Here is a 25,600-nt window from a genome sequence, read left to right on the forward strand (position 1 = left end):
GCCTTGAAGTCGATCAAGCTGGTCAAGGACGGCACGCTGAAGATCTACGAGGGTGCGCCGCACGGCATCCAGGGCGACTACCAGGAAAAGCTGGACGCCGACATCCTCGACTGGATCAAGTCCTGACCTACTGATCCCGGCCGGGCCCCCCGAGTCCCGCCGTTCGAGAACGGGCCGCTGCAATCAGCGGCCCGTTGCCGTGCCCCCGTTATCCACTCGTGATCTTCGAGCCAGAACTTTCTCGGGTGTGGACGCATCGCACTAAGTGTCAGCAAGACTGAGACACGAAAACGGGGAAGACATCATGCGTAAGGCCTACCTCACCGCTGCTCTGCTCGGCGCCGCCCTGACCGCGGCCTTCGCGACGCCCGCCCAGGCGAGCTCCACCGCCGTCGCCTACACCGTCGCCGACAAGGACGGCAGCGTCGTCGTCTACAAGGCGGCCACCGGCAAGGCCAACCGGATCGTCGTCGCCAGCGGCCCGACGCACTACATCTCGATCGACGACAAGTTCCCGATCAAGGCCGGTCACGGCTGCAAGGCGGTCAAGGGCGACCGGACCAAGGTGCTCTGCGGCGTCGGCGAGCTCACCGAGCGCGTCCGGGTCAGCACCTTCGACCGCAACGACAGCATCACCAACAAGACCCGGCTCAAGCTGATCGCGTACGCCGGCTCCGGCAACGACACGGTCCGGGGCGCGACGGCCGGCGATCTCATCTACGGCGAGAGCGGCGCCGACACCGTCTACGGCAACGGCGGCAACGACAAGGTCTACGGCGGTTCCGGCAACGACACGATCTACGGCGGCGCCGGCAACGACCACCTGATCGGCGGCTCGGGCAAGGACAAGCTGCGCGGCGGATCCGGCACCGACCGCATCGTCGCCTAGGACGCGGCCGCCGTGGTGGATGGGTCCAAGTAAAACGGGGGGATCCATCCACCACCCGGCGGCCGCGCTAGGTCCTGCGCAACGTCCTCAGCACAGCGTCGGTGCGATCCGCACCGGCGCTGTTCTGCCGAATCTGAAGATAGACCCCCGGCTCGCCGGGCCCGGTCAAAACCACTTCGCTGTACGACACCGCGCCCCCCTCGCAGCCCGTCCAGCGCTGGACCCGTCCCGTCAGGCCGGCCAGCGTGACCTCACGATCGGGACTCCGCGTGCACCCCGGATGCGACGGAACCTCGGCGCCCGACCCCGGCACCAGCCACCGGCTCACCCCGGCGAACATTCCGGGCGACGTCTCGTCCGCAAGGTCGGCGCCCACCTGCAGGCCCGGCTCGGAACCGGCCGGCATGCCCACCGCGGCGACGTTCCAGCCGGAGTCCCGCAACTGCCGCGCCCAATCACCCGGAACCGCGACCGACAGAGCCCCCTCGTTGTCGCTGACCCGCACCCAGCCGTCCGGCGTCCCGCCGACAACGGTCGCGCCGCCGACGTAGACCAGCAGTCCCAACGCCACGACGGTGCCGGCACCACGCCGCAGGACCCGCAGAATCCGGCTCGGAACGGCGGTGGCAGCCGCCTCCAACGCTTCGGCGAAGGCGGCGGTCGAAGGCCAGCGGCGATCCCGGTCACTGCTCAGCGCCCGCATCACCACCCGGTCGACGTCGCGCGGAATGCCGGCTCGCAGCCTCGACGGAGCGGCCGTGGCCGCCTTGCCCATCTGCGGGGGAAGACCGGTCAACATCTGGTACGTCATCGCGCCGATCGCGTGCACGTCGGCCCGCACGTCCAGACCACCACCGGGAAGGTGCTGCTCGGGCGCCATGTAGCCGGGCGTCCCGGCGACAACCGTGAAGCCGGACGCGTGCGCGATCTCCTTGGCCAGCCCCAGATCGGCGACGAGCACCCGCTCCGAACCGCGCACCGTGTCGAAGAGAACGTTCGACGGCTTCAGATCCCGGTGCAGGACGCCCGACTCGTGCAGCACGCTCACCGCGTGGGCGATGTCGACCGCGTTGCGCAGAGCCGCCCGTACGGGCATCGGGCCGAGCTCGAGACGGTCGGCCAGAGTGCCACCGGCGGCGTACGTCATCACCTGATAGGGACGGCCGTCGGGCATCTCCCCGAAATCGTGCACCCGGACCAACCGCTCCGAATCGGCGCGGCGCAACACCTGCGCCTCCTGCTCGAACCGGGCCCGCACATCCGGATGATGCGCCCAGTTCTCGGCCAGAATTTTGACGGCGACCATCGACTCGAGGACTTCGTCCTCAGCGAGCCACACTGTGGCGAAGGCGCCCGAACCGAGCCGCTCGGTGATCCGGTATCGGCCGATCATGGTTGGTACTTGCACGCTCGTATTATCAACGCCGGTGAATCGGGGAACGGGGACGGCGTGCGCGAAGAAGTTCAGGAAGATTTGGCCCGGCGGGCCGCGGCCGGAGATCGTACGGCGCTGGAAATGCTGCTGACCGAGATCAGGCCGAGTGTGCTGAGGCGGTGCTCGAGATTCCTGCCCTGCTATCAGGATGCCGAGGAGGCCTGCCAGGACGTGCTCATGCAGGTGGCCCGCAACATCGGCAGCTTCGAGGGGCGGTCGAAGTTCAGCACCTGGCTGCACGTCATCATCGCCAACGGCTCCCGGCAGACCTACCGGACGCTCAAAAGAAGAGCAGCCGAGCAGGGGTACGCCGAGATGCCCGTGGACGTGCCCGACGCGCGCACCACCAGCGTGATCGCCGGATCCCGGCTCGACCTGCTCGACGCGCTCGAAAAACTCGAGGCGGCCCGGGCCGAGCTCGTCGCGCCGATGGTGCTGCGCGACATCTGCCAGCTCGACTACAAAGAGATCGCGACCCACCTGGGTATCCCCGAAGGCACCGTGAAATCGCGGATCCACCAGGCCCGCAGCCAGGTCCGGCAGCACCTGCTGGCCGAGTTCTGACGGAACCGATATCCGGGAGCGCGCGCGGCACGACGGGTGCAATGATTGCGGGACGGCGCAGGGTCGGTAATCTTGCATCCGCGGGCCGCTAGCTCAATGGCAGAGCTGTGGACTTTTAATCCTCAGGATTCTTGCGACACAGATCGCCTTGATGCCGCTTGACCTGCGGAAACGCTATCAACCATTGTCGACATCGGAGCCAGTTCGCTCCTGTGTCGCTCGCATGTCGATCGGTTGTCGGTCAGGTCCTGCAGATGCCTGACCTGCAGCGCTGGTAGCAACAGCAAGGAACCGCGGCACCACATCTCGATGCCCAAGGGGCGCCGGCGGGTAGGAGCAACCTCCACGGCTACCCGCGATGAATGACATAGCGGAGGCGTCACGGCGCTGGTCTTCGTTTATGTCCGCGGCATCAACGATATGGTCGTGTTCAGTCTGCTGGACCAGGGCGGGGTCGGTGAACCACTGCTGGAGCAGCTTGCTGGCCTGGACGTTGCTATGTGACTTGCCTCGGTCGTAGTCCCAGCCTGTGCCCTGGGCCGGTGGCGTGGCCCCGGTGAGAGCGGACAAAAGAATCAGCGCCGTCTGGACATGCTTGCGCTCGTGCGCCTCGTACGGCCAGGTGAACGCTCGCCGGCAAGGCGACCGGCCCAGGACCGCCTCCAGGCCACAGCCGGCTGAATCCCACAGGTTAGTGCTCTCGTCGCGTGGCAGTCGGAAACCGGATAGCCGTCGCCCGGGGTGAACAGTGTCCGCCGGCGATGACCAGGCGCCGTGTTGTAGTACCGGTGGTTGTGTCGTTCGATGATGCCCATCACCAGCAACTGACGCACTGCGGCCAGCCGCGCCAGGACCGCGGCGAACTGGGCGACTTCACCTCCAGCAAATGGGTCTGCATATGCTGGTCGGTGACCAGGTAGCCCTGCAGGAAGCACTCCGGGAACAGCAGCAGATCGAGCCCTGCCGCGTCCGCCTGCCCAGCGAAGTCGCACACGACGCGTATTGCCGCAACCACATCACCGAGAATCTCCGGCGTCTGGCACGCACCGATCAGCATCAAGCGAACCTTTCGGCCGCAAAAGCATCCGTCGGCAGGCTCAGCCGCACAGGTCGGCCCCCAGTTAGAGTCACCACAGCTCACGCGTCCACCAACGGGTGGTTGACCAAAGCAATTCCGGTGGTGAAGCCCGCGGCCGTGGGTTACCGTAGCCATCCGTGGTGAGACAGGTGTTCGACAGACCGGCGACCCGACGTGATTGGGCCCTGACCGCATCGGAGCCGACCGTCACGTGGTTCACGGAGGTCACCCGGCCGGCAGCGGCCGAGGGCCGCCGCATCGTTAATGAGCTTTACCAGTGGTTCCCCGATGTCAGCGGCCGGTTACGGGCCGATCTTCGCTCCACCGACAATCGGCGTCTCCTCTCGGCGCTCGACGAGTTGTACGTGCACGAGCAGCTACGCCAGCGATACCACCTCGCCTATGAGGAGGGCGTCAAGACTCGCCCGGACTTCCGTCTCTACAGCGGGCCGGAGTACGTCGGGACGGTCGAGGTGCTAACCCTGTTCGAGCGCGACGACTGGGGAAAGGAAGCCCGCCGAAACGCCTGGCTCGAAGACGAGATCAACCGGCTCGTCCCTCTCACCACTCACTCGCTCTCGTTCGACGTGCACCGCTGGGATAGCACACCCAACGTCAAGCACCTCACCCGATGGCTGCGCTCCATCCTGGAGGCGTTGCGGCAGGATCCCGACCACCTCGACCATGACGCGACCGGCACCCCCGAACGCGTGTACGTCGGCAGGAGCACCGACATCGCCTTCCAGTTCTACCCACTGCGTCGCGACCGGCGACCCGCTGACGGCGGAGCCTCAGTTATCGGCGGGCCCGTCACCGGTGGCTTCATCGATGCCGCAATCCGGCTGCGGGACCGTCTCGATGTGAAGGCCGGCAAATATGAGCTCGACGACAAGCCGTTCGCTCTGGTGGTCGGCATCCGCGACTCGTGGTGCAGCGTCGAAGAGGTTCACGAGGCACTGGTCGGCACGCCGGCCGTGGTCATTGCCACTGGCCAAGCCACCAGGCGCGGTGACGGCTTCTTCGGCGTCGGCCGCAAACACCCGTCCGGCAAGCGCACGCAGGTGTCGTCGGTGTTTTCACTGCACGAATGGTTCCCCGGTGGCCCCTACCAACCGCGAACCACTCGGTTCGACAACCCCTTCGCCGCCCACGGCTTCCCGCTCGATGCCCTGGCGTTCCAGGGACATTGGGGCGTCCGACACCGCAACGACAAGCGGGTCCTGGCCGATTGGCTGAGCCAGCCGACCGCCATGATCGCCGCGTAGAGACCAGGTACTGCCGTGCATACCAATGCCACGAACACTCGCGACCACCACGTGCCGCGCATGTACCTGCGCCGATTCGCTCGCCACCGGCCCGGCGGAGCGCAACTGGTCGCCATGAGCCCCGACCTCAAGGTCCGGTTCCCGGCCTCAGTCAATGACGTGGCCGTCGAGCGCGGCTTTTACTGGGGCAGCGACGTTGACGGCGTACCGCACCACCACTTGGAGAAGTTCTTCACCGCGCTCGAGGCCGACGCGGCAACGGCTTTCCGAAAGATCCTCGACACCGGCACGCTGCCGTCCGAGGACGCAGTTCCTCCGTGGCCGCCGCGCACGGCCACGCGGCACTCCATCTCGTGGTGGATCGCCGCTCAGATCCTGCGCACCCTGCGGCAGCGCACCCGCCTAGACCTCGCCAACAGCGATGCTGCGTCGCCGGCCGCGAAGCACATCGACCTTCCCCGCCCGTTCGTCAGCGCCAACCGGCACATCGCATACATCGCCGAGATGATCGCCGGACTCGCCGCCGCCATCTTCTACCGCCCCTGGGGCGTCGGTTTCAGCGACTACTGCCTGCTGACCGGCGACGTCCCAGTACTGGTGCTCAACGGTCAGGATCACTCCGACCAGCGCCGCGCCGCGCAGTTCTGGGACATCTACATGCCGATGGATCCGCACCGCTGCCTCTACCTGCCCGGTCTCGGATCGACCAGTGAACGAACGATCCGCAGCGACCACCGCTTCAAGCTGCATCCTGGTCACGTACTCGGCCTCAACTCGATGGTCATCGACACAGCGGTCCGCCACGTGTTCTTCCACCCCGAGCATGACCCCTCCGCGCATGCTGAGCCCGCCGTCCGCACCGCCGGTGAGCTCCCGCAAATGCTGCTGAGCTACGACCTGCTGGACGATGACCACGGAGTGGAACGACGCTGGCTGGACCAGCACCCCGAGCCACGCGCCGCGATAACCTCGCCGACTCGCGACGAAGACGCGCGAGCCATCGTCACCGCGATGTCCAACGAGATGGACCGGCGGCAACAACGCTTCGGCCCAGCCAGCGGCGAACGACATGGTGACTGACGACATCGTGCCTGGTGAGGGTGGCATTGTCGTAGTGCTCGGGAGCCGGTGTGATGTCGGCGCGGCTTTTGCGACTGTAGACGGCGCCGGAGGACAACCCCGCGACGCGGCCACTGGACTCATCGAGCGTCCGGAAGGCCGGTCAGCCAGGAAACCGCAACGGCACGGCTCGCGACGCCCTTCTGCTGCGCCTGCATACCGAGAACGCCTGGCGTCGCGGTGGGGACCCTCGCCCTCTACCTCCGTGACGCCGACCCGTAATACGGCCATGTCTTGCTCTGCGAAATGGTGCGATGCCACCTGTCGGCGTACGTCTTCGAGTGTAGATCCCCGTACCCCACCGAGCACAGGGCGATATTGACATCTGCGGATGAAGCCACAGGTTCGCAACGGAGCCGGCTCAGCTACGGTCGACCACAGTCAGTCACTTTGATCGTCTTCGCAGCGCCCGGATCTGCCGAGTAGAGGACACTGACCGGGACTTTGTGGATGTAGTCTGTGACGGCCAACGTGATAGATGGGAGCCGGAATGCCCGCGGACGGTCTCGCAAGCATCTTTGAGGAGCGGGCCGAGTATCTCTCGGAAGAAGACCTCCGCGCCTGGACCGAGAGAACACCGCGCGATTCTGAGATTCTCTCCCGCCTGATAGGGCCGGGTCCGAAGCTCCTAACCGGTCCCCGAGGATCGGGAAAGTCCACCTATTTGCGGTTAGCATACTTTAGGATGTTGGAAGAGGGGCACGTACTCCCGATCTATGTCAACTACGGGAAATCGCTCGCCCTGGAACCTCTCTTCCATCAAAAGGCAAATGCGTTAATTCTTTTCAGGCAATGGGTTCTTGCCAAAATCATCGCTGGTGTGCCGCGGTCCGCGAGAGAATTACTCAAAGGAAGCACCTTCGATCAAATTCATGATGCTGCACGCCGACAGATTCGGGATCTTGAAGCTGGCCAGGCGCCCGACTCATTAGAGTTTTCGATGTCACCTACAGAGATGGTCGACTCTCTTGAAGAGTGGGCAATGGCCATAGATCGCCGACGCGTCGTCTTGCTCCTAGATGATGCGGCGCATGCCTTTTCCTCCGACCAGCAACGAGAATTCTTCGGTATCTACAGAGACTTGCGCAGCCGGTACGTCGCACCGAAGGCCGCCGTGTACCCGGGCGTGACGACTTATACTCCAACTTTTCACATCGGTCACGACGCAGAGATGGTCGAGGCGTGGATGCGACCGGACGACGACGAGTATCTGCCAGTAATGCGTGGTATTGCAGAACGGCGTCTTCCCGAGGCGATGCGTAAGCGACTCGAAGGGCGTGAGGAGCTCTTGGATCTTCTTGCGTTAGCTAGCTTTGGATTGCCAAGAGGATTTATTCTCATGCTGTCCAACCTTCTGGGCGTCGAGGAGGCGGCTTCGCCGCGCATTACGCGGCTACGCGCTGACGCCGCCATTACTGATTATGCATCAAATACTCGAGATGTATTTAAAGCCCTCGCGGTCAAGTTGCCCCGCTTTAAAAACTTCGTCGAACTCGGAATGCAACTCCAGTCGTCCATGATTGCATCTCTGCAGCGCTACAATCGCAGCCGCGCGGCTGAACCAGTCCGTGCGACAATCGTGGCAATTGGCGAGCCGGTTGAGGAGGAGCTAAAGCGCATTCTTGCTCTTCTTGAGTATGCAGGGCTTATTCGCCGGATGGGCAGCGTGAGCCGCGGCGAACAGGGTTCGTTTGAACGCTACTGGGTTCACCACGCTTTGCTACTTTCAGAAAACGGCTTAGCGCTTGGCCGGAATCCCTCGACGGCGTCGGCCCTTCGGGCGTTGACCAGCAGGAATGCCCAGTTGTACCCGCGGACTAGAGGAGTTCAACTTCTCGGGTCCGACTTCACGGATCGATGCACCCTTGACCTACCTCCGTGCGCCACATGTGGCGAGCCTCGCTTATCAGCAGAAGCTCGATACTGCATGAAATGTGGCTCTCGCTTGACTGAGGCTTCTATCTATAAAGAACTCCTGGGTGCAGCAATCGATGCTCTGCCAATTACTCAGAACAAGATCGATAGTATTCTTGGCGAGACGAACCTCCGCACCGTACAGGACATATTGTTGGATGACGAAGCGACCCAGTTAAGGTCAGTGCCTTACATTGGGCCCGTCTGGGCGGAGCGCATTCGGCGGGCCGCCGAGGAGTTCGTGTATGTCTGAGCCGGCTTGGTTGAGGGTTTCGCAGGCGGGGACGCCGGCGAATCTTCGGCCAGAAAACCTAATTCAACCCTGGGCCTCGTCGGCCCGAGCCCCAATTGACGATTTTTTGGACGACCTTCGAGTCGTTGTAACATCTGCAACTCCGGCATTGATTCAGGCGGATTCGCGAACAGCGTCCATGCTCGTAGTTCGCATTATTGGCGGCGTTGAGAGCTACATTAGGTCCATCCTCTCACGTGCTGCGTGTATCTGTCCGCGTGCCCGTGGGGTGAGCGACGCAAGTCAAGTAACTCTTTTCGCGGCGCGTCGCTACGAAAACGATTTTCTTGCCCTGACCGTCTTAGAGGGAAGTAGTCTTGCTGACGCAGGCGAGATAAAGAAGCGGACCAAGTCGATGCTAGGCATCGATATAAATAAGCCTGGATCTTCTCTCGAAGAAGCGCTAAACGAATTTTCGAAGGCTTGCCATTTTCGTCACGCTGTCGCGCACGCCGCTGGTGTTCTTAGCGCCCGAAATCTACTTGCCTTGGGAGTTGATCCCCCAGACGATCCTCAACAATTCTCGATGACGGTCGCTGGAATCCAGGAGATTTCTGCCATATGCGAGACGGTTGTTCGAACCTACAATCGTGACGTCTTTCAGCGGCTGGTAGGGGGTTGGCTAGGCGATGGTCGGCTTAATGGCTCATGGGATACCGACCGGATCATATTCGAGCCGCTTTTCAATCTTTTTTACTCCGTTCTGGATAACGGTAGCCAGGTCGACTCACAGGGCATCTGGCGTGAGGTCATGAGGATGCCCTAGCGGCATCGAGCATAAAACAAGTCGTCCAACAGAGTCAGGGCTACGCTCAGTCTTTAACCGCCGAGGGTTGTCGCGTCTGAAATTCACCCTTGATAGCAGATCTTGAGTTGGCGGCACGCCGACTGGCTTGGATAATCTGTTGGCCTGAGGTTGAGTGCCCAGCCGACCCGGTCTAACTCTTCTGGCACCCCTCTGTGTCAAGAGGCGGTGAGGAGTGGTGTTCTAGGCTGGGGTTCGGCGGGTCCGGGAAGTGACTTCTCCGAAGTGCCGATGTTGGGGTTCGAGTCGGCCGCGCTGGATTGCAGAGTCGCCCCCGCTTGTCCTCCCGGGCCCGTTCTGAGCCGTTTGGCGTCGGCGGTCATCTGCCGGTAGACGACGTCGGACAGCCGCCGTTTCAACGCTCGCATGGCTTCCATCGTGGTTTTGCCTTGGGCGAGTTTGCGCCGGTAGTAGCGGCGGCCTTCGGTGTCGTTGCGGAGCTGGACGACGGCCATGATGTGCAGAACCCGGTTGATGCGCCGGTTCCCGGCCCGCGAGAGCCGGTGGCGGTTCTGGTCGCCGGAGGACGCGTCGATGGGTGCGGTGCCGTTCCAGGACGCGAAGTGGGCGCGGCTGGTGAAGCGGCTGATGTCGGCGATGTCGCCGATCAGTCGGGCGGCGCCGGACGGGCCGATGCCGTGCAGTTCTTGCAGCCGGCTGCCGGTCGAGGCGACGAGTTCGGTCAGCTCGGCGTTCGCGATTTTGATCTTCTTGTCGGTCGTGACGAGTTCGTGGATCAGCTCGGAGGCCAGCCAGCGGCGGGTCTTGCCGACGACGTCACGGGGCCTCACGGTGTTAAGCAGGGCGCGGGCCTGCTGGGCGGACAGGAACTTCTTCGCCCCGCCGGGCACCAGCTCGAGCAGCAGGTGGTGCAGCCGGGACACGATCTCGGTTCGGGCGCGGCCGAGCTGGTCACGGCGGTCGACCAGTAGCCGCAGCGCCACGGTGGTGTCGTCGATGGTGACCTGCCGCAGGTCGGGGGTTCGCAGGGCGACGACGGCGACGCTGTGGGCGTCGACCGGGTCGGTCTTGCGGCCTTGGCCGGTGGAGAACACTCGTGCTCGGGCGGACAGTTTGGCGGGCACGTCGAGGACGGTTTCGCCGTCGGCGACCAGGCGCTGAGCAACATGTCGGCCGATGCCGTTGCAGCCCTCGACCGCCCAGATCCGGTCGGTGTGCTTGCGGCCGGCGGCGAGCATCGCCTTGTAGCCGTCGTGATCGGTGCCGAACCGGCCCTTACCGAGGACCCGTTCGTGCTGGTCGATGACTTCGATGGTCGCGGAGCGCTTGTGCGGGTCTACACCGATGATGACCTGGCCCATGTGGCTGCCTCTCCCTCGATTCGACAATGAGTGTCGACGGGAGGGCAGCGCTACTTTGAGCTGGGCATACCCCTCTAATAGCTCTCGAACGGTTCGCCGCAGCACGGGACGCCTAACACGTTTCCGGTGTTCTGACGCCTCCGGTAAGACAGGCGCCGCAGCGAGCGGTGGGCCGTTCTCGGCGCCTTGCCTCGATCACCTAAGTCCCCTCCGGACGTCCAGTCCTCGCTCAAGACCGGGAGGGGCAAGGCGCCGACCGAAGTCCCGTTGACGGACAGACCGGCTGTCGGTCGCCGGGTCGATTGGTCTATGTCTTGTCGCGGTTCGAGCCCGCCAGCACGACGCACCCCTCGCTGATCGGGAGCCGCCGAGCTCTGCACGAAGACCGGGGACGCGCTGGTCGCTGGGATCGCGACACGGCTTATCGGAGGGTAGGCCATGAGCCTCGCTATTAGGGCGCCGCGCGTTCCCGCCATGGGCACTGAACTGGGCAAACGCCAAACTCGGACACGGAGGGACCATGGGCAAGGTGTTCTGCGGCATCGACTGGGCCGAACGGCATCACGACGTCGCGCTGGTTGACGAGCACGGCAAGCTCGTCGCGAAGAAGCGGATCCACGAGTCGGTCGAGGGTTGGCAGCAGCTGCTCGACATGCTGGCTGCCGCCGGCGACACGGCGGAGGCGCCGATTCCGGTGGCGATCGAGACACCCCGCGGGCTGCTGGTCGCGGCGATGCGGGCCACCGGCCGGCCGGTCTACGCCATCAACCCGATGGCTGTGGCCCGCTATCGCGACCGGCACACCGTCGCGCGCAGCAAGTCCGACCACGCCGACGCGGTCGTGCTCGCCAACATCCTGCGCACCGACGCTCATGTCCATCGGGCCCTGCCCGCCGACACCGACCTTGCCCGCGCCATCGCGGTGCTGGCCCGCGCACACCAGGACGCCACCTGGCGGCGCACCAAGGCCTCCAACGAGCTGCGCTCGCTGCTGCGCGAGTACTACCCCGCGTTCCTCAATGCCTTCATCAACCGCAAAGACTTCCTGGTCAGCGCGGATGCCCGCGCGGTGTTGGCGATCGCGCCGACCCCAGCCGCGGCGGCCAAGCTGACCAAGACGCGGATCACGGCCGCACTGCGCCGCGGCGGCCGCAAGCGTGGCATCGACGACCTCACCAACGAGCTTCAGACCGCGTTGCGGGTGCCGCATCTGCGGCAACAGCCGCTCGTCGAGGACGCCATGGGCACCGCCGCACTCGCGTTGCTCGCCGCGCTCGACACCGCCTGCACCAACGTCGATCAGCTCGGTGAAGCCTGTTCCGAAGCGTTCGCCCAGCACCCGGACTACGAGATCATCACTAGCTTTCCAGGACTCGGTGACCTCACTGGCGCCCGCGTGCTGGCCGAGCTCGGCGACGACCGCAGCCGCTTCACCGACGCCCGCGCGCTCAAGGCCTACGCCGGCTCAGCCCCGGTTACTCGCGCCTCCGGCCGCAGCATCTCGATCACCCACCGCCGCATCAAGAACGACCGGCTCGCCGCCGCCGGCTTCATCTGGGCGTTCATCGCGACCAGCAACTCAGCCGGCGCTCGAGCGCACTACGACCGCCGCCGCCAGGACCACGGAGACCGGCACGCCGCCGCACTGCGAAACCTGTTCAACCGGGTTCTCGGCTGCCTCCACCAATGTCTTGTGACTCGCCAGCCCTACAACGAAGCCAAGGCATTCCCCTGCAGCCAGCCAGCGCCAGCGACAACCTGATCATCACCAAGGCTGCGCTCGTCGCCAGCGCCAATACTCGTCGAAGACCTTCGCCACGCCTCCGTGTTCGGCGCGCATCTGCAGGAACTCGTCCAGCAGCTCGAAAAGCCTCTCGACGGCAGCGTTGTTGATGACCGAGTCCTTTGCCAACTCCTCCCGGGTGGGCCCATGCGACTGCTCTGGGAACGCCAGACGCAACACCAGCGCTTCCCAGATCAGGTTGTCGCCCCCGCCAACGCGAGTAACCAGCCACTCCCGGAAGCCGGTCAACAGCTGCCAATCATTGCCGGCCTCACACCCGCGCACGAATACCGTGAAGTCATGGAAAGTGCCGTCCAGGCAGAACATGCCGGGCCGCCTGCGCACGTCCGCGAACAGCTCTTGATAGTTCACTGAATCATCCAACCAGGTGACGAGCACTTGACTGCTACGGAGATCGGAGGTCTTGAGCCACTCCGCGCCGCGGTGACCGGCGGGGCGCATGCCAGATGAGAGTCACACCAAACTGCGGTGGACAGCCGCGAGCGAGCGACTCCACCGGTCACCTCGACCAAGCCTGGCCGGGCTGCGGTCGTATGACCAGTAAATAAGTAGCCGCCGAGCGTGCGCGCTGGCCGCGGGAGGGCGGTGACGCGACGTGAGGTCGGCGCGGGAGGCTCAGCGGACGTTCGTGCCGATGAGCGCGTCCCGGCGAGGTTGCGGCGGCTATTAACGCGCCCGCGTGACAGGCGATCTCCGAATCCCTTTCGAGCACGAGGGCCGGGGCGGTGAGGTCATCGTCCGCGTCAGGCAGATCGCGGCGGGCGCCGAGGCTGGTTTCGACGCTCTTCCGGATCTGCCGCTCGGTCTCGATGCGGTGGTGGGATACGCCAGCATGTCGCCCCCGTACGAGGGAGAGGGTTACCGGCAGCTCATGGGGTGGATCCAAGTCGATGTTCGCTCTGAAGATCGACGAGAGCTCGGAGTCTGACCCTTCGCGTCCGGCCGGGTGGGAAGGGCCCAGATGTTGACCTGCCTGCCGACGATGTCAGTTCCGTGCTCGAACAACCTCACTGCGCCACTCGTGTTCGAGTACCGAATATAGAAGCGAATCGCGCCACGCATCGTTGGTGAAGACGTGATCTCGAATGCGGCCTTCCGGCACGAAACGAAGCCGGGCGAGTAGCCGCTGCGAGGCGTAGTTGTCCGGGCCGCAGGCTGCCTGGATGCGATGCAGTCGCAGAGTGTCGAGGCCGAATTGGATCATGAGGGCGGCGGCCTCGCTCGCGTAGCCTCTTCCCCAGTCAGCGAATCGGACGGCGTACCCGAGTTCTCCGCTTCGGTCTCGGCCGAAGCCGATGCGGACGAACCCGATCAGGAGGTCGTCGCAGTTCGCGATGGCGAGGTAGTAGTCCGAGCGCGGCTCGGTCTGGGCTCGAGTGAAGTCCGCGGCTAGGCGTTCGGTTTGATCATCTCGGCTGCGTATGTCGAAGCTGAGCGATCGGGTGACGTCGGGTCACCGACTACCGCCATCGACGCGTCCAGATCGTCGGCGCGGAACTCGCGGAGTGCGACGCGGGTGCCGGTGATCTCAACAGGAAACACAGCGATGACGGTAGCCTGCGCCGGGGTGTCTGGTCAGGCGGGGAGAGCGGCTGCGGGCACACGCGTGAACGATTTGATCTCTTCACGCAGCGAGCGCGCCTCGGCCGATCCGGCGTAGCGGCGTTCACGGAGGGCCTGGTGGACGCGGCCGGCGCTGGTGACGATTCCGCCGATTCGCCGCTCGGGCTCCGGTGCTAGCAAGGCGGTGAGTGCGTCGCGTGCGCCCTCGACCTGGCCCATTTCACACGAGCAAGGGCTGGCTCGGCGCGGGCGCCGGCTTCGTCGCTGAATGCCCGGTCCGCGGGGCTGCCGTGCTCATAAGAGGTCGAGCGCGGCCAGTGCTTCGGTTGCCGCGCTGGACAAGTGGGTGCAGTGGTCCCTCTATCAGGGGCTCCTGAGTAGCGAGCCGTTCCGGTACGTCGACAAGACCGTGATGACGCCACAGGGGCTACGACGGGTACGAGTCAACGCCGAGCAGGAGCCGGGCGGGCAGACGCGGCCGATCGGCGAGGGCGTCCGTTCGTGTCTGCTGTGCGACGATGTCTTGGTGGATCAGCGCGATGCGGGTGTTGTGGTGTGGGATGTGGACGGCACCTTGATTCCTGCGGATCTTCGCTGGTTGCGCCGGTCGATTGCCCAGACGTACGGGATCGGGGAGCCGTCGGTGGTCTTCCCGAAGGCCAAGGTTCACGGCTACACCGATGAGTCGATCGTGGTTGACACGGCGGTCGCTTCTGGCATTGCGCCGGCGGATGCCGAGGCCGGCGTCCCGCGCTTCAGCACCGTGCTGGCTGCGGTGATGCAGGCAGGCCGTGACGAGTTGGCCCGGGTGCAACCGGCGTGCCCGGGTGTGGTCGAGAGTATCGCCGAGTTGCATCGGCGGGGTTTCGTGCAGACGGTTCTGACCGGGAATCTGCGGGCTGCTGCCGAGATCAAGGTCGCTTCGCTGAACGTGCGGGACGGGTTGGACCTTCAGATTGGGGCCTACGGGTCGGATCATCGGGACCGGCTCCAGCTTGCCGGTGTGGTGGCGCGACGATACCGGGAGAAGTTCGGGGTCGAGTTGGCGCCGGAGCGGACCGTGGTGGTGGGAGACGCCCCGAACGACATTGCGTGCGCCAGGTATGCGGGGTTCCGGGTGGTGGTGGTCGCTCATAGGGAAAGCCGGGAGGAACTGGCCAGCCATGGCCCGGACGCGGTGCTTGACCGCCTCGACCCCGAGCTGGTCGTCGCGACGATCACCTCTCTGGTCCAGCAGCCCTGACCGGAGGTCGGGTCGTGTCAGGCCGCAGCCATGCGTCGGTCCAGTTCCTGCACGATCGGCTCGCTGTTCCAGCGGTTGAGTCCTTCTCGGGCGCGCTGGGCGCGTGAGATGCCGCGGAGGTTACCGATCTGCCGCAGGCGCTCGTAGGTTTCCCCGAGGGTGGTGCAGGCCACGTCGAGGTGGCCGGTGAGCGCGTAGGCGCTGCCGAGGTCGACACGGGCGGCGAGCGCCACGTTGGTGTTGCTCGGGTCGTTTTTCAGGGCGGTGGCTGCTTGTTCCAGGTGGGTGACAGCGCGTGCGGGTTCCTTGAGCAGCAGGAGGCAGGTGCCTTCGTACACGTCCACGCGTGTGGGGTTCCAGTCGCTGAACAGACCTGTGCGGTCCTGGGCGGTGATGGCGGAGGCGGCCTGCCGTGCCCGCACGAGGGCGTCGTCGGTCTCGTTGCGAAGGCCTAGCGCGGCATACGCTTGGGCTTGCTCGGCGGCGATCCTGGCCTGCGCCGCAGCGGTGAGGTGGTCAGCCGCAGCGGCGGCCTCGTCGAGCAGTCGCAGCCCGGTCATGATGTCGCCGTCGGCTTGGATCAGCGTCGAGGCCCCCGAGTGCAGGTTACTTTCGAAGATCCGTGCGGTGGCACCAAGCCGGATGCTGCCGAGTCGATCGGCGAGGCTGCGGGCGTAGGCGCAGTGGGCCAGGGCCATGGAGCGGTTGCCTTGTGCGCTCCACAGTCGGCTGGCGACGATGGATGCCTCACCGAGCATCACGCCGATATCGACTCTGATCGGATCCTTCTCTGCTTTGCGGAACAGCGTCAGCAGGCATTCCCGGTGCGCCTCCACCAGGCCGAGCAGAGCTGCGGGTGGGACGGCTTGGCGTTGCTGGGCGAGCATGCTGGTGACGACGGAGAAACTGTTCCAGTCGTCGCCCGCGTCACTGTCGACGTGGAGGGCATGGTCCGTGAACAACTCGGGCACCCGCAGGTCGGCATTGCCGATGATGCTGCCGGATGGCGTAGGTGCGGCTTGGGACGTGGCGACTGACGCCCGATCGATGTAGAAGCCGATCTCGCTGTCGGTCTGTGCGTGAAGGACGGCGCGGAAGGCCTCCCGACGTCGTTTGCCGGGCCACCGGTTCTCACCTCGTTCGAGACGGCCGATGTCGGTCTCGTCCCAGGTGCTCGTGACCTGGTAGATGTCCCACAAGTAGGCGTTTACCGCGTCGGCGAGTTCCTGCCGCGACATCGGGCGTCCAGATCCTGAAGGAGACTTGCGTGCGCGGCGTGCTTGGGCCAGCAGCGTGTTCGGCCGCCTCTTGATTCTGCCCATCGTCTGATCGCCGTGTCGGATCGAGTGAGCCGTCAGCTTGGCATCCGGCTGATCAAGTTCGCCCACGGGCGGCGCACCTCCTCGTCGGTTGTCCCAGGATGGCAGGGTAATTGATGGTCGGGTAGCCCAAGGGGATCTCACCCTCGGGCTCCACCACGAACGTCCGCCCGAGGTCGACCTGCTGGCTACGCATCGTGGTGCTGAGCGGAACCGCAGTTGAACTCCCCGGCCTGGGCGCCCGCGATGAAGGCATCCCATTCGCCGGGGCCGAACTCTAGAACCGCGCCAGTGGGGTTCTTGCTATCGCGGACGCCGACGGTTCCGCCGGCGGCGAAGGCGACCTCGACGCAATTGCCTTGATCGCTTCGGGTGCTCTTGCGCCAGTTGGTGAATTTGCTCGATGTCATCGTCGGTTCCCTGCGTAGTCGGACAGTTCCTCGGCCACGGTGGCGAGGAACGCGAGGCTTTCATCGGGGGTGAGCGCCGCCTGTTGCAGGCGCCGGTACAGGTCCAGGTACTGGCTGGTCTCGGCCAGATCGGTGAGGACCAGGTCGCGGCGGACCATCTCGACGGCGACGACGACGGGATCGCCGGGGTCGGGGTACCGGTACGTGAAGAACGGTGATCCCGGAACCACGTATCCCGGCAGCGATGCCGATATCGGCAGGATGCGGATGGTGATCTTCTTCTTGCGTTCCCGCCCGACCTGCACGAGGTGGTCGAGCTGGGCGCGGACGACCTCCGGGGGTGCGGCATGTCGGCGCACGGCCAGTTCGTCGATGATGACCTCGTAGCTGGGTCCGCCGTCACGGTGGAGGATGCGTTGGCGGATCTGGCGGGCCTCCAGCGCCCGGGTCGGGTCGAAGTCCTCGGGCCGGGGGCCGCGGTTGACGCGCATCCGGACTTCGGTGAACTCGGGTATCTGAAGCAGACCGGGCAGCAGGGTCTGGTACTCGGCGATGGAGCGGGCGCCGGCTTCCAGGTCGGCGTACAGGGCTTGGCTAGGGCCCATCTCGTCGCGGAACTTCTCCCACCAGCCGCGCTCGCCGGCCTCCCGGGCGATGGTGGTGATCTGCTCCCAGCGGCGGTCACCGACCTTGAGCACGTTGAGGATGCGCATGATCTCGTCGTCGTTCGGGCGTACGTGCCCGTTCTGTAGTTGGCTGATCCGCTGGCGGGGAATGCCGACGGCCGTGCCGAGCCGCTGGGTGGAGTAGCCGTGCTCCTCGCGGAGGCGGATCAGCTCGGTGGCAAGGCGATGGCGGCGCACGTAGGGGCTGATCATCAACGAACCTCCGGCACGGACAGAAGCGAGTCCACCGTGACTGTCCGACCGCTTAGGACTGTCCGGTGCGGCCAGAGCGTAACCCCGGTTTTCCTTGTCAAGATCCGCCCAGCGGTCTCCTGGGGTGAAGAATCCGCAGGTCAACGGCGCGCCTCCTGCTAACTCTCCTATTAAAACTCCTTGCAATTCGGGGTTCCGCACCTGCGGACTGTCAGTGATCGTAGGCACACCACAAGCGACACATCGATGTGGCAGCCCGCCAAGCGGTCGTCCAGACAGCCGCACCACAGGGCGAACATGATCCGACCGTTGCCGAGGAGGACGTGATGAGCGCCGACGGGTCACCGAAACTGACCGAACGCCGTGACGAGTCGGCCGTGCCTTGCGTACTGCCGTCCACGATGGCGATCAGCGGCCCGGCGTCGCCGTACGGCGACGCCGTCGTTCGCGGCCTGCCGTCCTCGTCCATGTTCGCCATGGCGGTGTGGGTCTACCGGTCGCACCGGCGAGATGGTGCTGGCTTGTGTCGGTCCTGTATGAGCCGGACTTGCCGGTCACGGGCTCACGCAGCGACGGTCATCGCGGCGGCCGGGTTCAACCCGGCAGATGTCGACGCGCCCACCCGCTGCGGCGGCCACAGCCGGCGACGTCAGCCGCCCGTTGCTTCTGCCGGTCGTCGTTCACCCGCTCGGGTGACAGCCGCCCGAGACGTCCGGTCACGACTGTCCCCCGAGGGTCGTGACCCGGACCCAACCACGCGGTGGGTCCGCCGGATCACGGCGCGACCAACCGCGCGGCAGCGCAGCTCGGATGGCGGACCCGCGCCCACGCGCATCGGCGGCGAGGGAACCCTCCATGCACAGCGAACTCGTCAACCTGGCCCGCCCGATCAACCCGTATCCGCTGTGCGGCCGGTTGTTCTGCCGGTGCGGGGCACCGTTCTGCCGGTGGGGCTCGCCCGCCGCGAAACGCGAATACATGGCCGTGTGCGGCTGCCGGCTGCGGCCGATCGACGCGGACACCATCGAGCGCCGCGTGTACGCCGACACGGCAAGGCTGGATCCGGTGGCGGCTGCCGACGGCTCGCCTGCCACGCCGGGCGAGGTGCTGGCTCGTCTGTACACCCGGATCGAGGTCGGCGGGACGGTCGACGACGTGCGGTTCGTCCCGCGCCTATGAGCCGCGCCCGTCGCCGCTGCTGGGCAGGGCGCGGCGGCGGGTAGCGCGGTATCGCCCGGCAAGACCTGGAGCCGGGTCGCCTTGCCCCGGAGCCCTCTGACTCTCCGCAGGTTCACCCCAGCGGCCGGCGGAGTCCTCACCCCTCGAATGCCAGTGAAGGGATTTCCCCGGTGTCGTATCCGGTCGAAGAGTTGCAGCGGTTCGGTTATCAGCAGGAGCTACGGCGGGCGCTGCGGTTCCGTGACCTGCTCGCGTACGGGTTGATCTTCATGGTGCCGATCGCGCCGATGGCGATCTTCGGCGCGGTGTTCTCCGCGTCCGGCGGCATGGTGGTCACGGCGTACGCGATCGGAGTCGTTGCGTTAATCTTCACCGCGTTCTCGTACGCGCAGATGGTCAAGCCGTTCCCGCTGTCGGGCTCGGTCTATAACTACGTCGGCCGGGGTATCGGCGCACCGGTCGGGTTCATCGCCGGGTGGGCGATCATGCTCGACTACGTCCTCGTGCCGACGCTGCTCTATCTGGTGGCCTCGGTCGCCCTGCACGCCAGCCTGGCGGCGGTCCCGGTGCTGTCGGCGGTCCCGGTGTGGGGATGGCTGGTCGCGTTCGTCGCGGCGAATACTGCCATCAACACCCGCGGCATCAAGGTGACCGCTAAGTTCACCTGGATCATGCTGGTCGGCGAGTTGGCCGTGCTGTTCATCGTCCTCGGCATCGGCGCGTGGGCCGTCGCCACCGGCGTAGGCCGGTGGACGTGGGAGCCGCTGTACAACCCGAGCACCTTCGGCGTGGCGATGGTGCTCGCGGGGACCTCCGTGGCGGTGCTGTCGTTCCTGGGCTTCGACGGCATCGCGATGCTCGCCGAGGAGGCGAAGGGCGGCGCGCGGGTGATCGGCCGGGCGATGGCCGGCGCACTGGTGGTGGCGGGGCTGCTGTTCATCGCACAGACCTGGCTGGCGGCCATCCTGACCCCGGACCCGCAGGCGCTGATCGCAGGCGGTGATCCGGAGGGTACGGCGTTCTACACGGCCATCGCGGTGGCGGCGGGGCCGTGGCTGGGCACGCTGTGCGCGTTCGCGACCGCTATCGCGTGGGGGCTTCCGGACTCGATGGTCGCGCAGGTGGCCATCTCCCGGCTGCTGTACGCGATGGCCCGCGACAAGCAGCTCCCGGGCTTTTTGGCGAAGGTGTCGCGCAAGCGCAACGTGCCGCGCAACGCGATCCTGCTCGTTGCTGTCGTCTCCCTCACCCTGGGCTTGTACATGAACGTACGCGACGACGGGATCTCGCTGCTGTCCAGCCTGATCAACTTCGGGGCGCTGACCGCGTTCCTGCTGCTGCACCTGTCCGTGATCGCCTACCACCTGTTCCGGCAGCGCAGCCGCAACCTGTTCGCGCACCTGGCGATGCCGCTGGTCGGTGCCACGATCCTCGGATTCGTGGTGTGGAACGCCAACGTCGCGGCACAGAAACTGGGGTTCGCGTGGATCGGGCTCGGCCTGCTGGTCCTGATCGGCCTGTACGTCGCGGGCCGGCGCCCGGTGCTGTCCGGGCTCACCCCCGCAGAGCGCACCGGCGCACCCGTGCGCGAGAGGGCGTGAGTCATGGCCCAGCACACGTTCATGCCCACCGACAAGGACTACGGATACACCTTCGGCGCCAAAATGCCACTCGTGCACCTGCGCTCCGGCGACGTGCTGTCCACCTATACCGAGGACTGCTTCGGCGGCGTGATCAAGACGGTGGACGACCTGCCGTCGCAGGTCTGCACCATGCCGTACCTGAACCCGGTCACCGGGCCGTTCTTCATCGAGGACGCGGAGCCCGGCGACACCCTCGCCGTGCATTTCCTGTCGATCGTCCCGGCCCGCACGACTGGGGTGTCCAGCACGTTCCCGCACTTCGGGGCGCTCACCTCGACGTCTCACACGGCGAGCTTGCAGCCGTCGCTGGAGGAACGGGTCTGGCTGTACGACATCGACGTCAAGGCCGGTGTGGTGCGTTACCGCGCCCGCCTCTCCGAATACACCGCGGACCTGCCCCTGGACCCGATGCACGGCACGGTCGGCGTCGCGCCGGGCGGGTTCGAGGCCCGCAGCAGCCTCACCTGCGACACGCATGGCGGGAATATGGACACTCCTGAGCTGCGCGCGGGTACCACGCTGTATCTAGGGGTCAACGTGCACGGCGCGATGCTGGGCCTCGGTGACGGGCACGCCCGGCAGGGCCAGGGTGAGGCGAGCGGCGTCGCGGTCGAGGTCGCCATGTACACCACCATCGCCGTCGAGGTCATCAAAGGCGTGTCAACGCCATGGCCCCGGATCGAGTCCGATACCGCGATCATGTCCGTCGGCTGTGCCCGCCCTCTGGAGGACGCGTTCCGGATCAGCCAGCACGACCTGGTCGGCTGGACCGCCGAGCTGACCGGCCTCGACCTGCTCGACGCGTACCAGCTCGTCGCGCAGGCCGGCACCGCGCCGGTGGGCAATGTGTGCGACCCGAACTACACCATGCTCGCCGCCCTGCCCAAGCCAAACCTGCGAGGCGTGGCCGCCTACGGCGGCGCCCATGAGCGGCTGCGCAGCCAGCCCCATTCGACGTCCGCCGGGACCGGCGCGCGATGACTGTGTTCGTGACTGCTGACAAGGCTCCCTCCGTGCCCTCGACGATCCGCCTCGACCCGAAAGCGGTCCTGCCGCTGCACGCCGAGCTGTACCTGCTCGCGCACGACGACGACACCGGTGCCCTCCTGCTCAACCAGCAGTCCCTCGCGGTCGGCCTGGCCGGGGCGCTGCTGCTGGAGCTGTCACTCAAGGAGTACGTCGCAGTCGGCTACACCTACGACGAGTTCCGCCTGGAATGGCAGGAACAACCGGGACGGTTGACGGTGGTCCGGCCTGGCCCTGCCGGCAGCGCACCGCTGGACGCCGCGCTGGACGCCGTGGAGCGCATCGCGCGCGAGCACCGCAGCGGCGACCAGCTTCGGGCGTGGTTGCGCTCGTTCGCCACCGCCGACCTGTACGAGCGGGTCCGCGGCGGGCTGGTGGCCGTGGGGTTGTTGCAGCGCGCCGAGCGTCGCCGGCTGGGCGGACTCCTCAAGACCAAGACCCACCTGCCGGTGCACCACGGCTACCCCATCCGTGCCCGCGCCCACATCCGCGATGCGGTCAGCTACCACGCGCAGCGGGGCCGGGTCCGGTATACGGCGCCCGACGACGAGTGCGTGGCCTTGTGTGGTCTGGTCGCCGCGCTCGAGCTGGCCGAGTTCCTGTACGACGGCATGGACACCCGGGACCTGACCCAGTGGTTGTGGCACGTCGTCACGAAACACGAGAACCCGAGCGTCACCGCCGTGGTGCAGGCGGTCGACGCCGGTCGCGGTGACCTGGCCGTAGCGGCGATGCAATGACCCTCGACCAGAACCGGCCCGCCACCGCCTCATCCGGTTGCACCCCGGCCAGGCACAGCCCCGGCGTGCAACCCGCACCACCCGACACACCGGCGGTCCAGGTGGCGACCGGGGGTGTACCGCTGCCTCAACCCTCCGGACTACGGCCACACACCCCCACGACGCTCGGGCCGCAAGGGGGCGCGTCATGAATGTCGACTCGATGGGCTGCGCGTGGCCCCCCGCGTCGCTCGATACGTCGGTGCCGCATTCGGCTCGGGTCTGGAACTACTGGCTGGGCGGCAAGGACAACTTCGCCGCCGACCGGGCGCTCGGTGACCAGATCGTGGAGTTCTTCCCCGACATCACCGATATCGCCCGGCAGTCGCGGCAGTTCCTCACCCGCGCCGTGCGGTACCTGGCGGCGGAGGCGGGGATCAAGCAGTTCCTAGACGTTGGTACGGGCCTGCCGACGGCTGACAACACCCACGAGGTCGCCCAGCGAATCAACCCGTACGCACGGATCGTCTACGTCGACAACGACTCGTTGGTGCTGGTACACGCACGGGCACTGCTGAACAGCTCGCCGGAGGGTGTCACCGACTACCTCGACGCCGACGTGCACGACCCAGGCGCCGTTCTGCGTGGGGCGAAAAGGAGCCTGGACTTCACCGAGCCGATCGCTCTGATGATGTTCGGCATCCTGGGCAACGTCGTGGACTACGACCAGGCACGCACCATCCTCGACCGGCTGGTGTCCGCCCTACCCTCGGGCAGCTATGTCGTGGTCAATGACGGCACCAACATCATCAATCCCGAAGCCCGCGACGAGGCCACCCGCATCTCGATCAAGGCGGGCACCCCGTACATCGCCCGCCACCCCGACCAGATCGCCGGCTTCTTCCAGAACCTGGAACTCGTCGAGCCCGGCGTGGTCTCCACCAGCCAATGGCGACCGGACACAGCTGCGGATACCCCAGCCGAGGTGGATGTGTTCTGCGGGGTGGCACGGAAACCATGATCAACATGACTGGCGGAGCCGGCCACGCGACCGACGGAGGCGATGCCCTCGCCGCGATCTGGCAGGCGTACGTACATCTGCGCTTCCCGGATGGACGGCTCCGCCTGGTGGCTGACTACCTCGCGACGTCGGCCCGCCAGCCCGGCACGGTGATCGTCGAGCTCGACCCGTACACGGTGCACCGATTGCTCCAGGCCATCCGGCTGCGCCCTGCCGGGCTGCGGGAGCTGCTCGCGAGGCTCGCCACCGCCGGGATGTTGACGCAGGTTCACAGCCGCGACAACGAGGACCTCGGCGTCCAAACACTGACGATGCCGCCGCAACCGATGACCAGCACCCTCGCCACCGAGCCCGGCGCCTGACCAGCAGGGGGACGACATGCCGACATCGTTTCGCGTCACGCCGGCGCCTTTGCGGACGCTCGACAACGGCGGGGTGGGATTCAGTCCGGCGACCGTGGTTGCCGCTTGCTTGGACGGGATCGGTGCACCCCGTCCGCTATGTCGCCTAGGCGGTGATCGGATGCCTGGCTGAGACGCTACGCAGCTCAGGACGTTAGACAGCTCACTGGTCGAGTCAGATATGAAATCAGGCAGCTTTCGACAAGAGGAATTTCTCGATGACATCACATATTGACGACGCCGCTACCTTGCGTGAAGCGATGGTGACCGCGCTCCGCGACGAGGGCCTCATCACCACGGACCTCGTCGCTGCGGCGATGAACGTGGTGCCCCGGCACGACTTCGCCCCCGGCGAACCGCTGGAGAAGGTCTATCAAACCAACACCACACTGGTGCCCAAGATCGATGCTGAAGGACGGCAGACCAGTGTGGTCTCGGCCTCACACATCCAGGCCATTCAGCTCGAACAGGCTCACGTACGGCCGGGGATGAACGTACTGGAGATCGGGTCCGGCGGATACAACGCCGCCCTGATCTCAGAGATCGTCGGGCCGACCGGCTCAGTGACGACGGTGGACATCGATACCGAGGTCGTCGACCGTGCCCGCGCGGGTCTGGCCAGGGCCGGGTACGACCACGTCAACGTCGTGCTCGCCGACGGCGAGAACGGCGTGGCGCAACACGCGCCGTACGACCGGATCATCGTCACCGTGGGGGCGTGGGACATCCCGCCCGCCTGGCTCGATCAGCTCTCCCCGGACGGCCGGATCGTCGTGCCGCTGCGCTTCGCCGCGATCACCCGGCTCATCGCGTTCGATCGGACCGCGGGCAGTCCGAACCTGACAGCCGGCAACTACCGGCTCGGCTCGTTCGTGCCGATGCAGGGCGACGGCGCCGCCACCGAGGAACTGATCGCCGTCACCCCTGACGTGGGGTTGCGCATCGATCAGAACAGCACTCTCACGTTCGACGTGCCGGCCCTGCGCAAGGCGCTCAACACCACGCCGGTGGAGAGCTGGTCGGGCACGCCGTTCGACATGCCCGACGAGCTGGAGCTGTACCTGCTGACCAACGGTCCGGAACTGCCGATGATCCACGCCTCGCAGGCTGCCGTCGATCAGGGCGTAGTTGACCGCACGGTGCGTAACGGAACCCCGGCGCTGGTGCGCGGTGGCACCATCGCCTACCGCGTCAAGCGCGAGAATCCGGAAACCGTCAGCGGCTACGAAACTGGCGTCGTCGCGCACGGCCCGGAAGCCGAGCAGGTCGGCGGTGAACTACTCGCCATGATCGACGCTTGGGCGGGCGGCTACTACCGGCGCAACGCGGCCGACATCGCGTACCGCCCGAACACCGCCGACACCAGCAGCTTGACCGGGTGGCACACCACCAAGCGCCACGGCGTCCTCGCCGTCGCCTGGTCCTAGAAGCTTCGGCGCTCACCTCAGCGGCCCACGCCGAGCAGCGCCGGGGAACTCTCCATCACCCCAACCAGGGAGGTTGTCATGCCCCAACTCGCCACAGCCCTGCCCGACACCGCCGACGACTTCGACCTCGACATCGAGTTCATCGAGGCCGGCGGCACCGTCGAGCACATCATCAAGATGACCGAGGACAACTGCGGCAGCACCTGCGCGTCGGCCTGCACCAGCTGCTGACCTGCTGCATCCGTCGATGGCCCGCCCGGTTGGCCAGCCTGGTCCACAGGGCC

General features: G+C 66.0%; 26 protein-coding genes. 16 read left to right on the forward strand and 10 right to left on the reverse strand.

The window, feature by feature from the left end:
• The first annotated feature begins 304 nt into the window (after window positions 1-304).
• Window positions 305-889, forward strand: coding sequence for a calcium-binding protein (locus EER30_RS49540; protein WP_127508631.1), 585 nt, complete (start codon window positions 305-307; stop codon window positions 887-889).
• A 67-nt stretch (window positions 890-956) separates the two neighbouring features.
• On the opposite strand, the gene EER30_RS44405 is transcribed toward EER30_RS49540, so the two are convergent.
• Window positions 957-2,297: a serine/threonine-protein kinase gene (locus tag EER30_RS44405; RefSeq protein ID WP_205650697.1), complete on the reverse strand. Its 1,341-nt coding sequence runs from the start codon at window positions 2,295-2,297 to the stop codon at window positions 957-959.
• A 42-nt stretch (window positions 2,298-2,339) separates the two neighbouring features.
• Between EER30_RS44405 and EER30_RS44410 the strand changes: the two genes are divergently transcribed.
• Entirely contained in the window at window positions 2,340-2,888 is a 549-nt protein-coding gene (locus EER30_RS44410) for an RNA polymerase sigma factor (RefSeq protein WP_127508634.1), read from the forward strand.
• An 814-nt stretch (window positions 2,889-3,702) separates the two neighbouring features.
• On the opposite strand, the gene EER30_RS44415 is transcribed toward EER30_RS44410, so the two are convergent.
• Window positions 3,703-3,945, reverse strand: a complete 243-nt coding sequence (locus tag EER30_RS44415) for a carbon-nitrogen hydrolase family protein (protein ID WP_127508637.1) — start codon at window positions 3,943-3,945, stop codon at window positions 3,703-3,705.
• Between the two features lie 170 nt (window positions 3,946-4,115).
• Here EER30_RS44415 and EER30_RS44420 point away from each other — a divergent pair, with 170 nt between their 5' ends.
• The 4 genes from EER30_RS44420 to EER30_RS44435 all read left to right on the forward strand — a co-directional run bounded on the left by EER30_RS44420 (window position 4,116) and on the right by EER30_RS44435 (window position 9,322).
• The gene (locus EER30_RS44420; RefSeq protein ID WP_127508640.1) at window positions 4,116-5,231 is read left to right on the forward strand and encodes a hypothetical protein; all 1,116 of its coding nucleotides are present in this window, start codon (window positions 4,116-4,118) and stop codon (window positions 5,229-5,231) included.
• Between the two features lie 15 nt (window positions 5,232-5,246).
• Window positions 5,247-6,311, forward strand: a complete 1,065-nt coding sequence (locus EER30_RS44425) for a DUF4238 domain-containing protein (RefSeq protein WP_127508644.1) — start codon at window positions 5,247-5,249, stop codon at window positions 6,309-6,311.
• 724 nt (window positions 6,312-7,035) lie between these two features.
• The gene (locus EER30_RS44430) at window positions 7,036-8,517 is read left to right on the forward strand and encodes a hypothetical protein (RefSeq protein WP_127508647.1); all 1,482 of its coding nucleotides are present in this window, start codon (window positions 7,036-7,038) and stop codon (window positions 8,515-8,517) included.
• A gap of 268 nt (window positions 8,518-8,785) precedes the next feature.
• Complete coding sequence (locus tag EER30_RS44435) at window positions 8,786-9,322, forward strand: hypothetical protein (RefSeq protein WP_127508650.1); 537 nt, start codon at window positions 8,786-8,788, stop codon at window positions 9,320-9,322.
• A gap of 197 nt (window positions 9,323-9,519) precedes the next feature.
• Here EER30_RS44435 and EER30_RS44440 read toward each other — a convergent pair whose 3' ends face one another.
• Window positions 9,520-10,683 (reverse strand): IS110 family RNA-guided transposase, encoded by a 1,164-nt coding sequence (locus EER30_RS44440; RefSeq protein ID WP_127508653.1) that lies wholly within the window; start codon window positions 10,681-10,683, stop codon window positions 9,520-9,522.
• Window positions 10,684-11,203: 520 nt separating this feature from the next.
• Between EER30_RS44440 and EER30_RS44445 the strand changes: the two genes are divergently transcribed.
• Window positions 11,204-12,445: an IS110 family RNA-guided transposase gene (locus EER30_RS44445; RefSeq protein WP_127508656.1), complete on the forward strand. Its 1,242-nt coding sequence runs from the start codon at window positions 11,204-11,206 to the stop codon at window positions 12,443-12,445.
• Between the two features lie 3 nt (window positions 12,446-12,448).
• Here the strand turns inward: EER30_RS44445 and EER30_RS44450 are convergent, their stop codons facing one another.
• From EER30_RS44450 to EER30_RS44460, 4 genes are all read right to left on the reverse strand, one after another.
• Window positions 12,449-12,928 carry a hypothetical protein gene (locus EER30_RS44450; RefSeq protein WP_127508658.1) on the reverse strand — a complete coding sequence of 160 codons (480 nt, stop codon included), beginning with the start codon at window positions 12,926-12,928 and terminating at the stop codon, window positions 12,449-12,451.
• A gap of 544 nt (window positions 12,929-13,472) precedes the next feature.
• A complete protein-coding gene (locus EER30_RS44455; RefSeq protein ID WP_240670720.1) occupies window positions 13,473-13,910 on the reverse strand; it encodes a GNAT family N-acetyltransferase in 438 nt (145 codons plus the stop codon).
• Entirely contained in the window at window positions 13,877-14,029 is a 153-nt protein-coding gene (locus EER30_RS49230; RefSeq protein ID WP_240670715.1) for a hypothetical protein, read from the reverse strand. Before EER30_RS49230 ends, EER30_RS44455 begins: the two co-directional genes overlap by 34 nt.
• Window positions 14,030-14,062: 33 nt before the next feature.
• The gene (locus EER30_RS44460; protein ID WP_127508661.1) at window positions 14,063-14,269 is read right to left on the reverse strand and encodes a hypothetical protein; all 207 of its coding nucleotides are present in this window, start codon (window positions 14,267-14,269) and stop codon (window positions 14,063-14,065) included.
• Window positions 14,270-14,396: 127 nt separating this feature from the next.
• Between EER30_RS44460 and EER30_RS44465 the strand changes: the two genes are divergently transcribed.
• Window positions 14,397-15,293 (forward strand): HAD family hydrolase, encoded by an 897-nt coding sequence (locus tag EER30_RS44465; protein ID WP_240670716.1) that lies wholly within the window; start codon window positions 14,397-14,399, stop codon window positions 15,291-15,293.
• Window positions 15,294-15,310: 17 nt separating this feature from the next.
• Here EER30_RS44465 and EER30_RS44470 read toward each other — a convergent pair whose 3' ends face one another.
• From EER30_RS44470 to EER30_RS44480, 3 genes are all read right to left on the reverse strand, one after another.
• On the reverse strand, window positions 15,311-16,681 hold the full coding sequence (locus EER30_RS44470) for an NsdA family TPR-like regulatory protein (protein WP_240670717.1): 1,371 nt from the start codon (window positions 16,679-16,681) through the stop codon (window positions 15,311-15,313).
• A 119-nt stretch (window positions 16,682-16,800) separates the two neighbouring features.
• A complete protein-coding gene (locus EER30_RS44475) occupies window positions 16,801-17,022 on the reverse strand; it encodes a DUF397 domain-containing protein (protein ID WP_127508664.1) in 222 nt (73 codons plus the stop codon).
• Window positions 17,019-17,900, reverse strand: a complete 882-nt coding sequence (locus EER30_RS44480) for a helix-turn-helix domain-containing protein (protein ID WP_127508666.1) — start codon at window positions 17,898-17,900, stop codon at window positions 17,019-17,021. The genes EER30_RS44475 and EER30_RS44480 overlap by 4 nt, the downstream gene beginning before the upstream one ends.
• 855 nt (window positions 17,901-18,755) lie before the next feature.
• Here EER30_RS44480 and EER30_RS44485 point away from each other — a divergent pair.
• From EER30_RS44485 to EER30_RS44520, 8 genes are all read left to right on the forward strand, one after another.
• Entirely contained in the window at window positions 18,756-19,079 is a 324-nt protein-coding gene (locus EER30_RS44485) for a hypothetical protein (protein ID WP_127508669.1), read from the forward strand.
• A gap of 170 nt (window positions 19,080-19,249) precedes the next feature.
• Entirely contained in the window at window positions 19,250-20,680 is a 1,431-nt protein-coding gene (locus EER30_RS44490) for an APC family permease (protein ID WP_127508672.1), read from the forward strand.
• Between the two features lie 3 nt (window positions 20,681-20,683).
• The gene (locus tag EER30_RS44495; RefSeq protein ID WP_127508675.1) at window positions 20,684-21,703 is read left to right on the forward strand and encodes an acetamidase/formamidase family protein; all 1,020 of its coding nucleotides are present in this window, start codon (window positions 20,684-20,686) and stop codon (window positions 21,701-21,703) included.
• 32 nt (window positions 21,704-21,735) lie between these two features.
• On the forward strand, window positions 21,736-22,488 hold the full coding sequence (locus tag EER30_RS44500) for a GOLPH3/VPS74 family protein (protein WP_164842751.1): 753 nt from the start codon (window positions 21,736-21,738) through the stop codon (window positions 22,486-22,488).
• A gap of 187 nt (window positions 22,489-22,675) precedes the next feature.
• A complete protein-coding gene (locus tag EER30_RS44505; protein WP_127508680.1) occupies window positions 22,676-23,488 on the forward strand; it encodes an SAM-dependent methyltransferase in 813 nt (270 codons plus the stop codon).
• Between the two features lie 5 nt (window positions 23,489-23,493).
• The gene (locus tag EER30_RS44510) at window positions 23,494-23,850 is read left to right on the forward strand and encodes a hypothetical protein (RefSeq protein ID WP_127508682.1); all 357 of its coding nucleotides are present in this window, start codon (window positions 23,494-23,496) and stop codon (window positions 23,848-23,850) included.
• A 257-nt stretch (window positions 23,851-24,107) separates the two neighbouring features.
• Entirely contained in the window at window positions 24,108-25,316 is a 1,209-nt protein-coding gene (gene fxlM, locus EER30_RS44515; protein WP_127508685.1) for a methyltransferase, FxLD system, read from the forward strand.
• A 78-nt stretch (window positions 25,317-25,394) separates the two neighbouring features.
• Window positions 25,395-25,547 (forward strand): FxLD family lanthipeptide, encoded by a 153-nt coding sequence (locus EER30_RS44520; RefSeq protein ID WP_127508688.1) that lies wholly within the window; start codon window positions 25,395-25,397, stop codon window positions 25,545-25,547.
• Window positions 25,548-25,600 lie beyond the last annotated feature (53 nt).

The organism is Actinoplanes solisilvae (genome assembly GCF_003999975.1).
Classification (GTDB): Bacteria; Actinomycetota; Actinomycetes; order Mycobacteriales; family Micromonosporaceae; genus Actinoplanes; species Actinoplanes solisilvae.

What these genes read in the sequence shown, in the direction of transcription:
- EER30_RS44475 (WP_127508664.1), bottom strand. Translation starts at nt 17,022, where the DNA reads ATGACATCGAGCAAATTCACCAACTGGCGCAAGAGCACCCGAAGCGAT.
- EER30_RS44450 (WP_127508658.1), bottom strand. Translation starts at nt 12,928, where the DNA reads ATGCGCCCCGCCGGTCACCGCGGCGCGGAGTGGCTCAAGACCTCCGAT.
- EER30_RS44440 (WP_127508653.1), bottom strand. Translation starts at nt 10,683, where the DNA reads ATGGGCCAGGTCATCATCGGTGTAGACCCGCACAAGCGCTCCGCGACC.
- EER30_RS44445 (WP_127508656.1), top strand. Translation starts at nt 11,204, where the DNA reads ATGGGCAAGGTGTTCTGCGGCATCGACTGGGCCGAACGGCATCACGAC.
- EER30_RS44480 (WP_127508666.1), bottom strand. Translation starts at nt 17,900, where the DNA reads ATGATCAGCCCCTACGTGCGCCGCCATCGCCTTGCCACCGAGCTGATC.
- EER30_RS44495 (WP_127508675.1), top strand. Translation starts at nt 20,684, where the DNA reads ATGGCCCAGCACACGTTCATGCCCACCGACAAGGACTACGGATACACC.
- EER30_RS44520 (WP_127508688.1), top strand. Translation starts at nt 25,395, where the DNA reads ATGCCCCAACTCGCCACAGCCCTGCCCGACACCGCCGACGACTTCGAC.
- EER30_RS44430 (WP_127508647.1), top strand. Translation starts at nt 7,036, where the DNA reads ATGTTGGAAGAGGGGCACGTACTCCCGATCTATGTCAACTACGGGAAA.
- EER30_RS44460 (WP_127508661.1), bottom strand. Translation starts at nt 14,269, where the DNA reads ATGGGCCAGGTCGAGGGCGCACGCGACGCACTCACCGCCTTGCTAGCA.
- EER30_RS44415 (WP_127508637.1), bottom strand. Translation starts at nt 3,945, where the DNA reads ATGCTGATCGGTGCGTGCCAGACGCCGGAGATTCTCGGTGATGTGGTT.
- EER30_RS44485 (WP_127508669.1), top strand. Translation starts at nt 18,756, where the DNA reads ATGCACAGCGAACTCGTCAACCTGGCCCGCCCGATCAACCCGTATCCG.
- EER30_RS49540 (WP_127508631.1), top strand. Translation starts at nt 305, where the DNA reads ATGCGTAAGGCCTACCTCACCGCTGCTCTGCTCGGCGCCGCCCTGACC.
- EER30_RS44510 (WP_127508682.1), top strand. Translation starts at nt 23,494, where the DNA reads ATGACTGGCGGAGCCGGCCACGCGACCGACGGAGGCGATGCCCTCGCC.
- EER30_RS44505 (WP_127508680.1), top strand. Translation starts at nt 22,676, where the DNA reads ATGAATGTCGACTCGATGGGCTGCGCGTGGCCCCCCGCGTCGCTCGAT.
- fxlM (WP_127508685.1), top strand. Translation starts at nt 24,108, where the DNA reads ATGACATCACATATTGACGACGCCGCTACCTTGCGTGAAGCGATGGTG.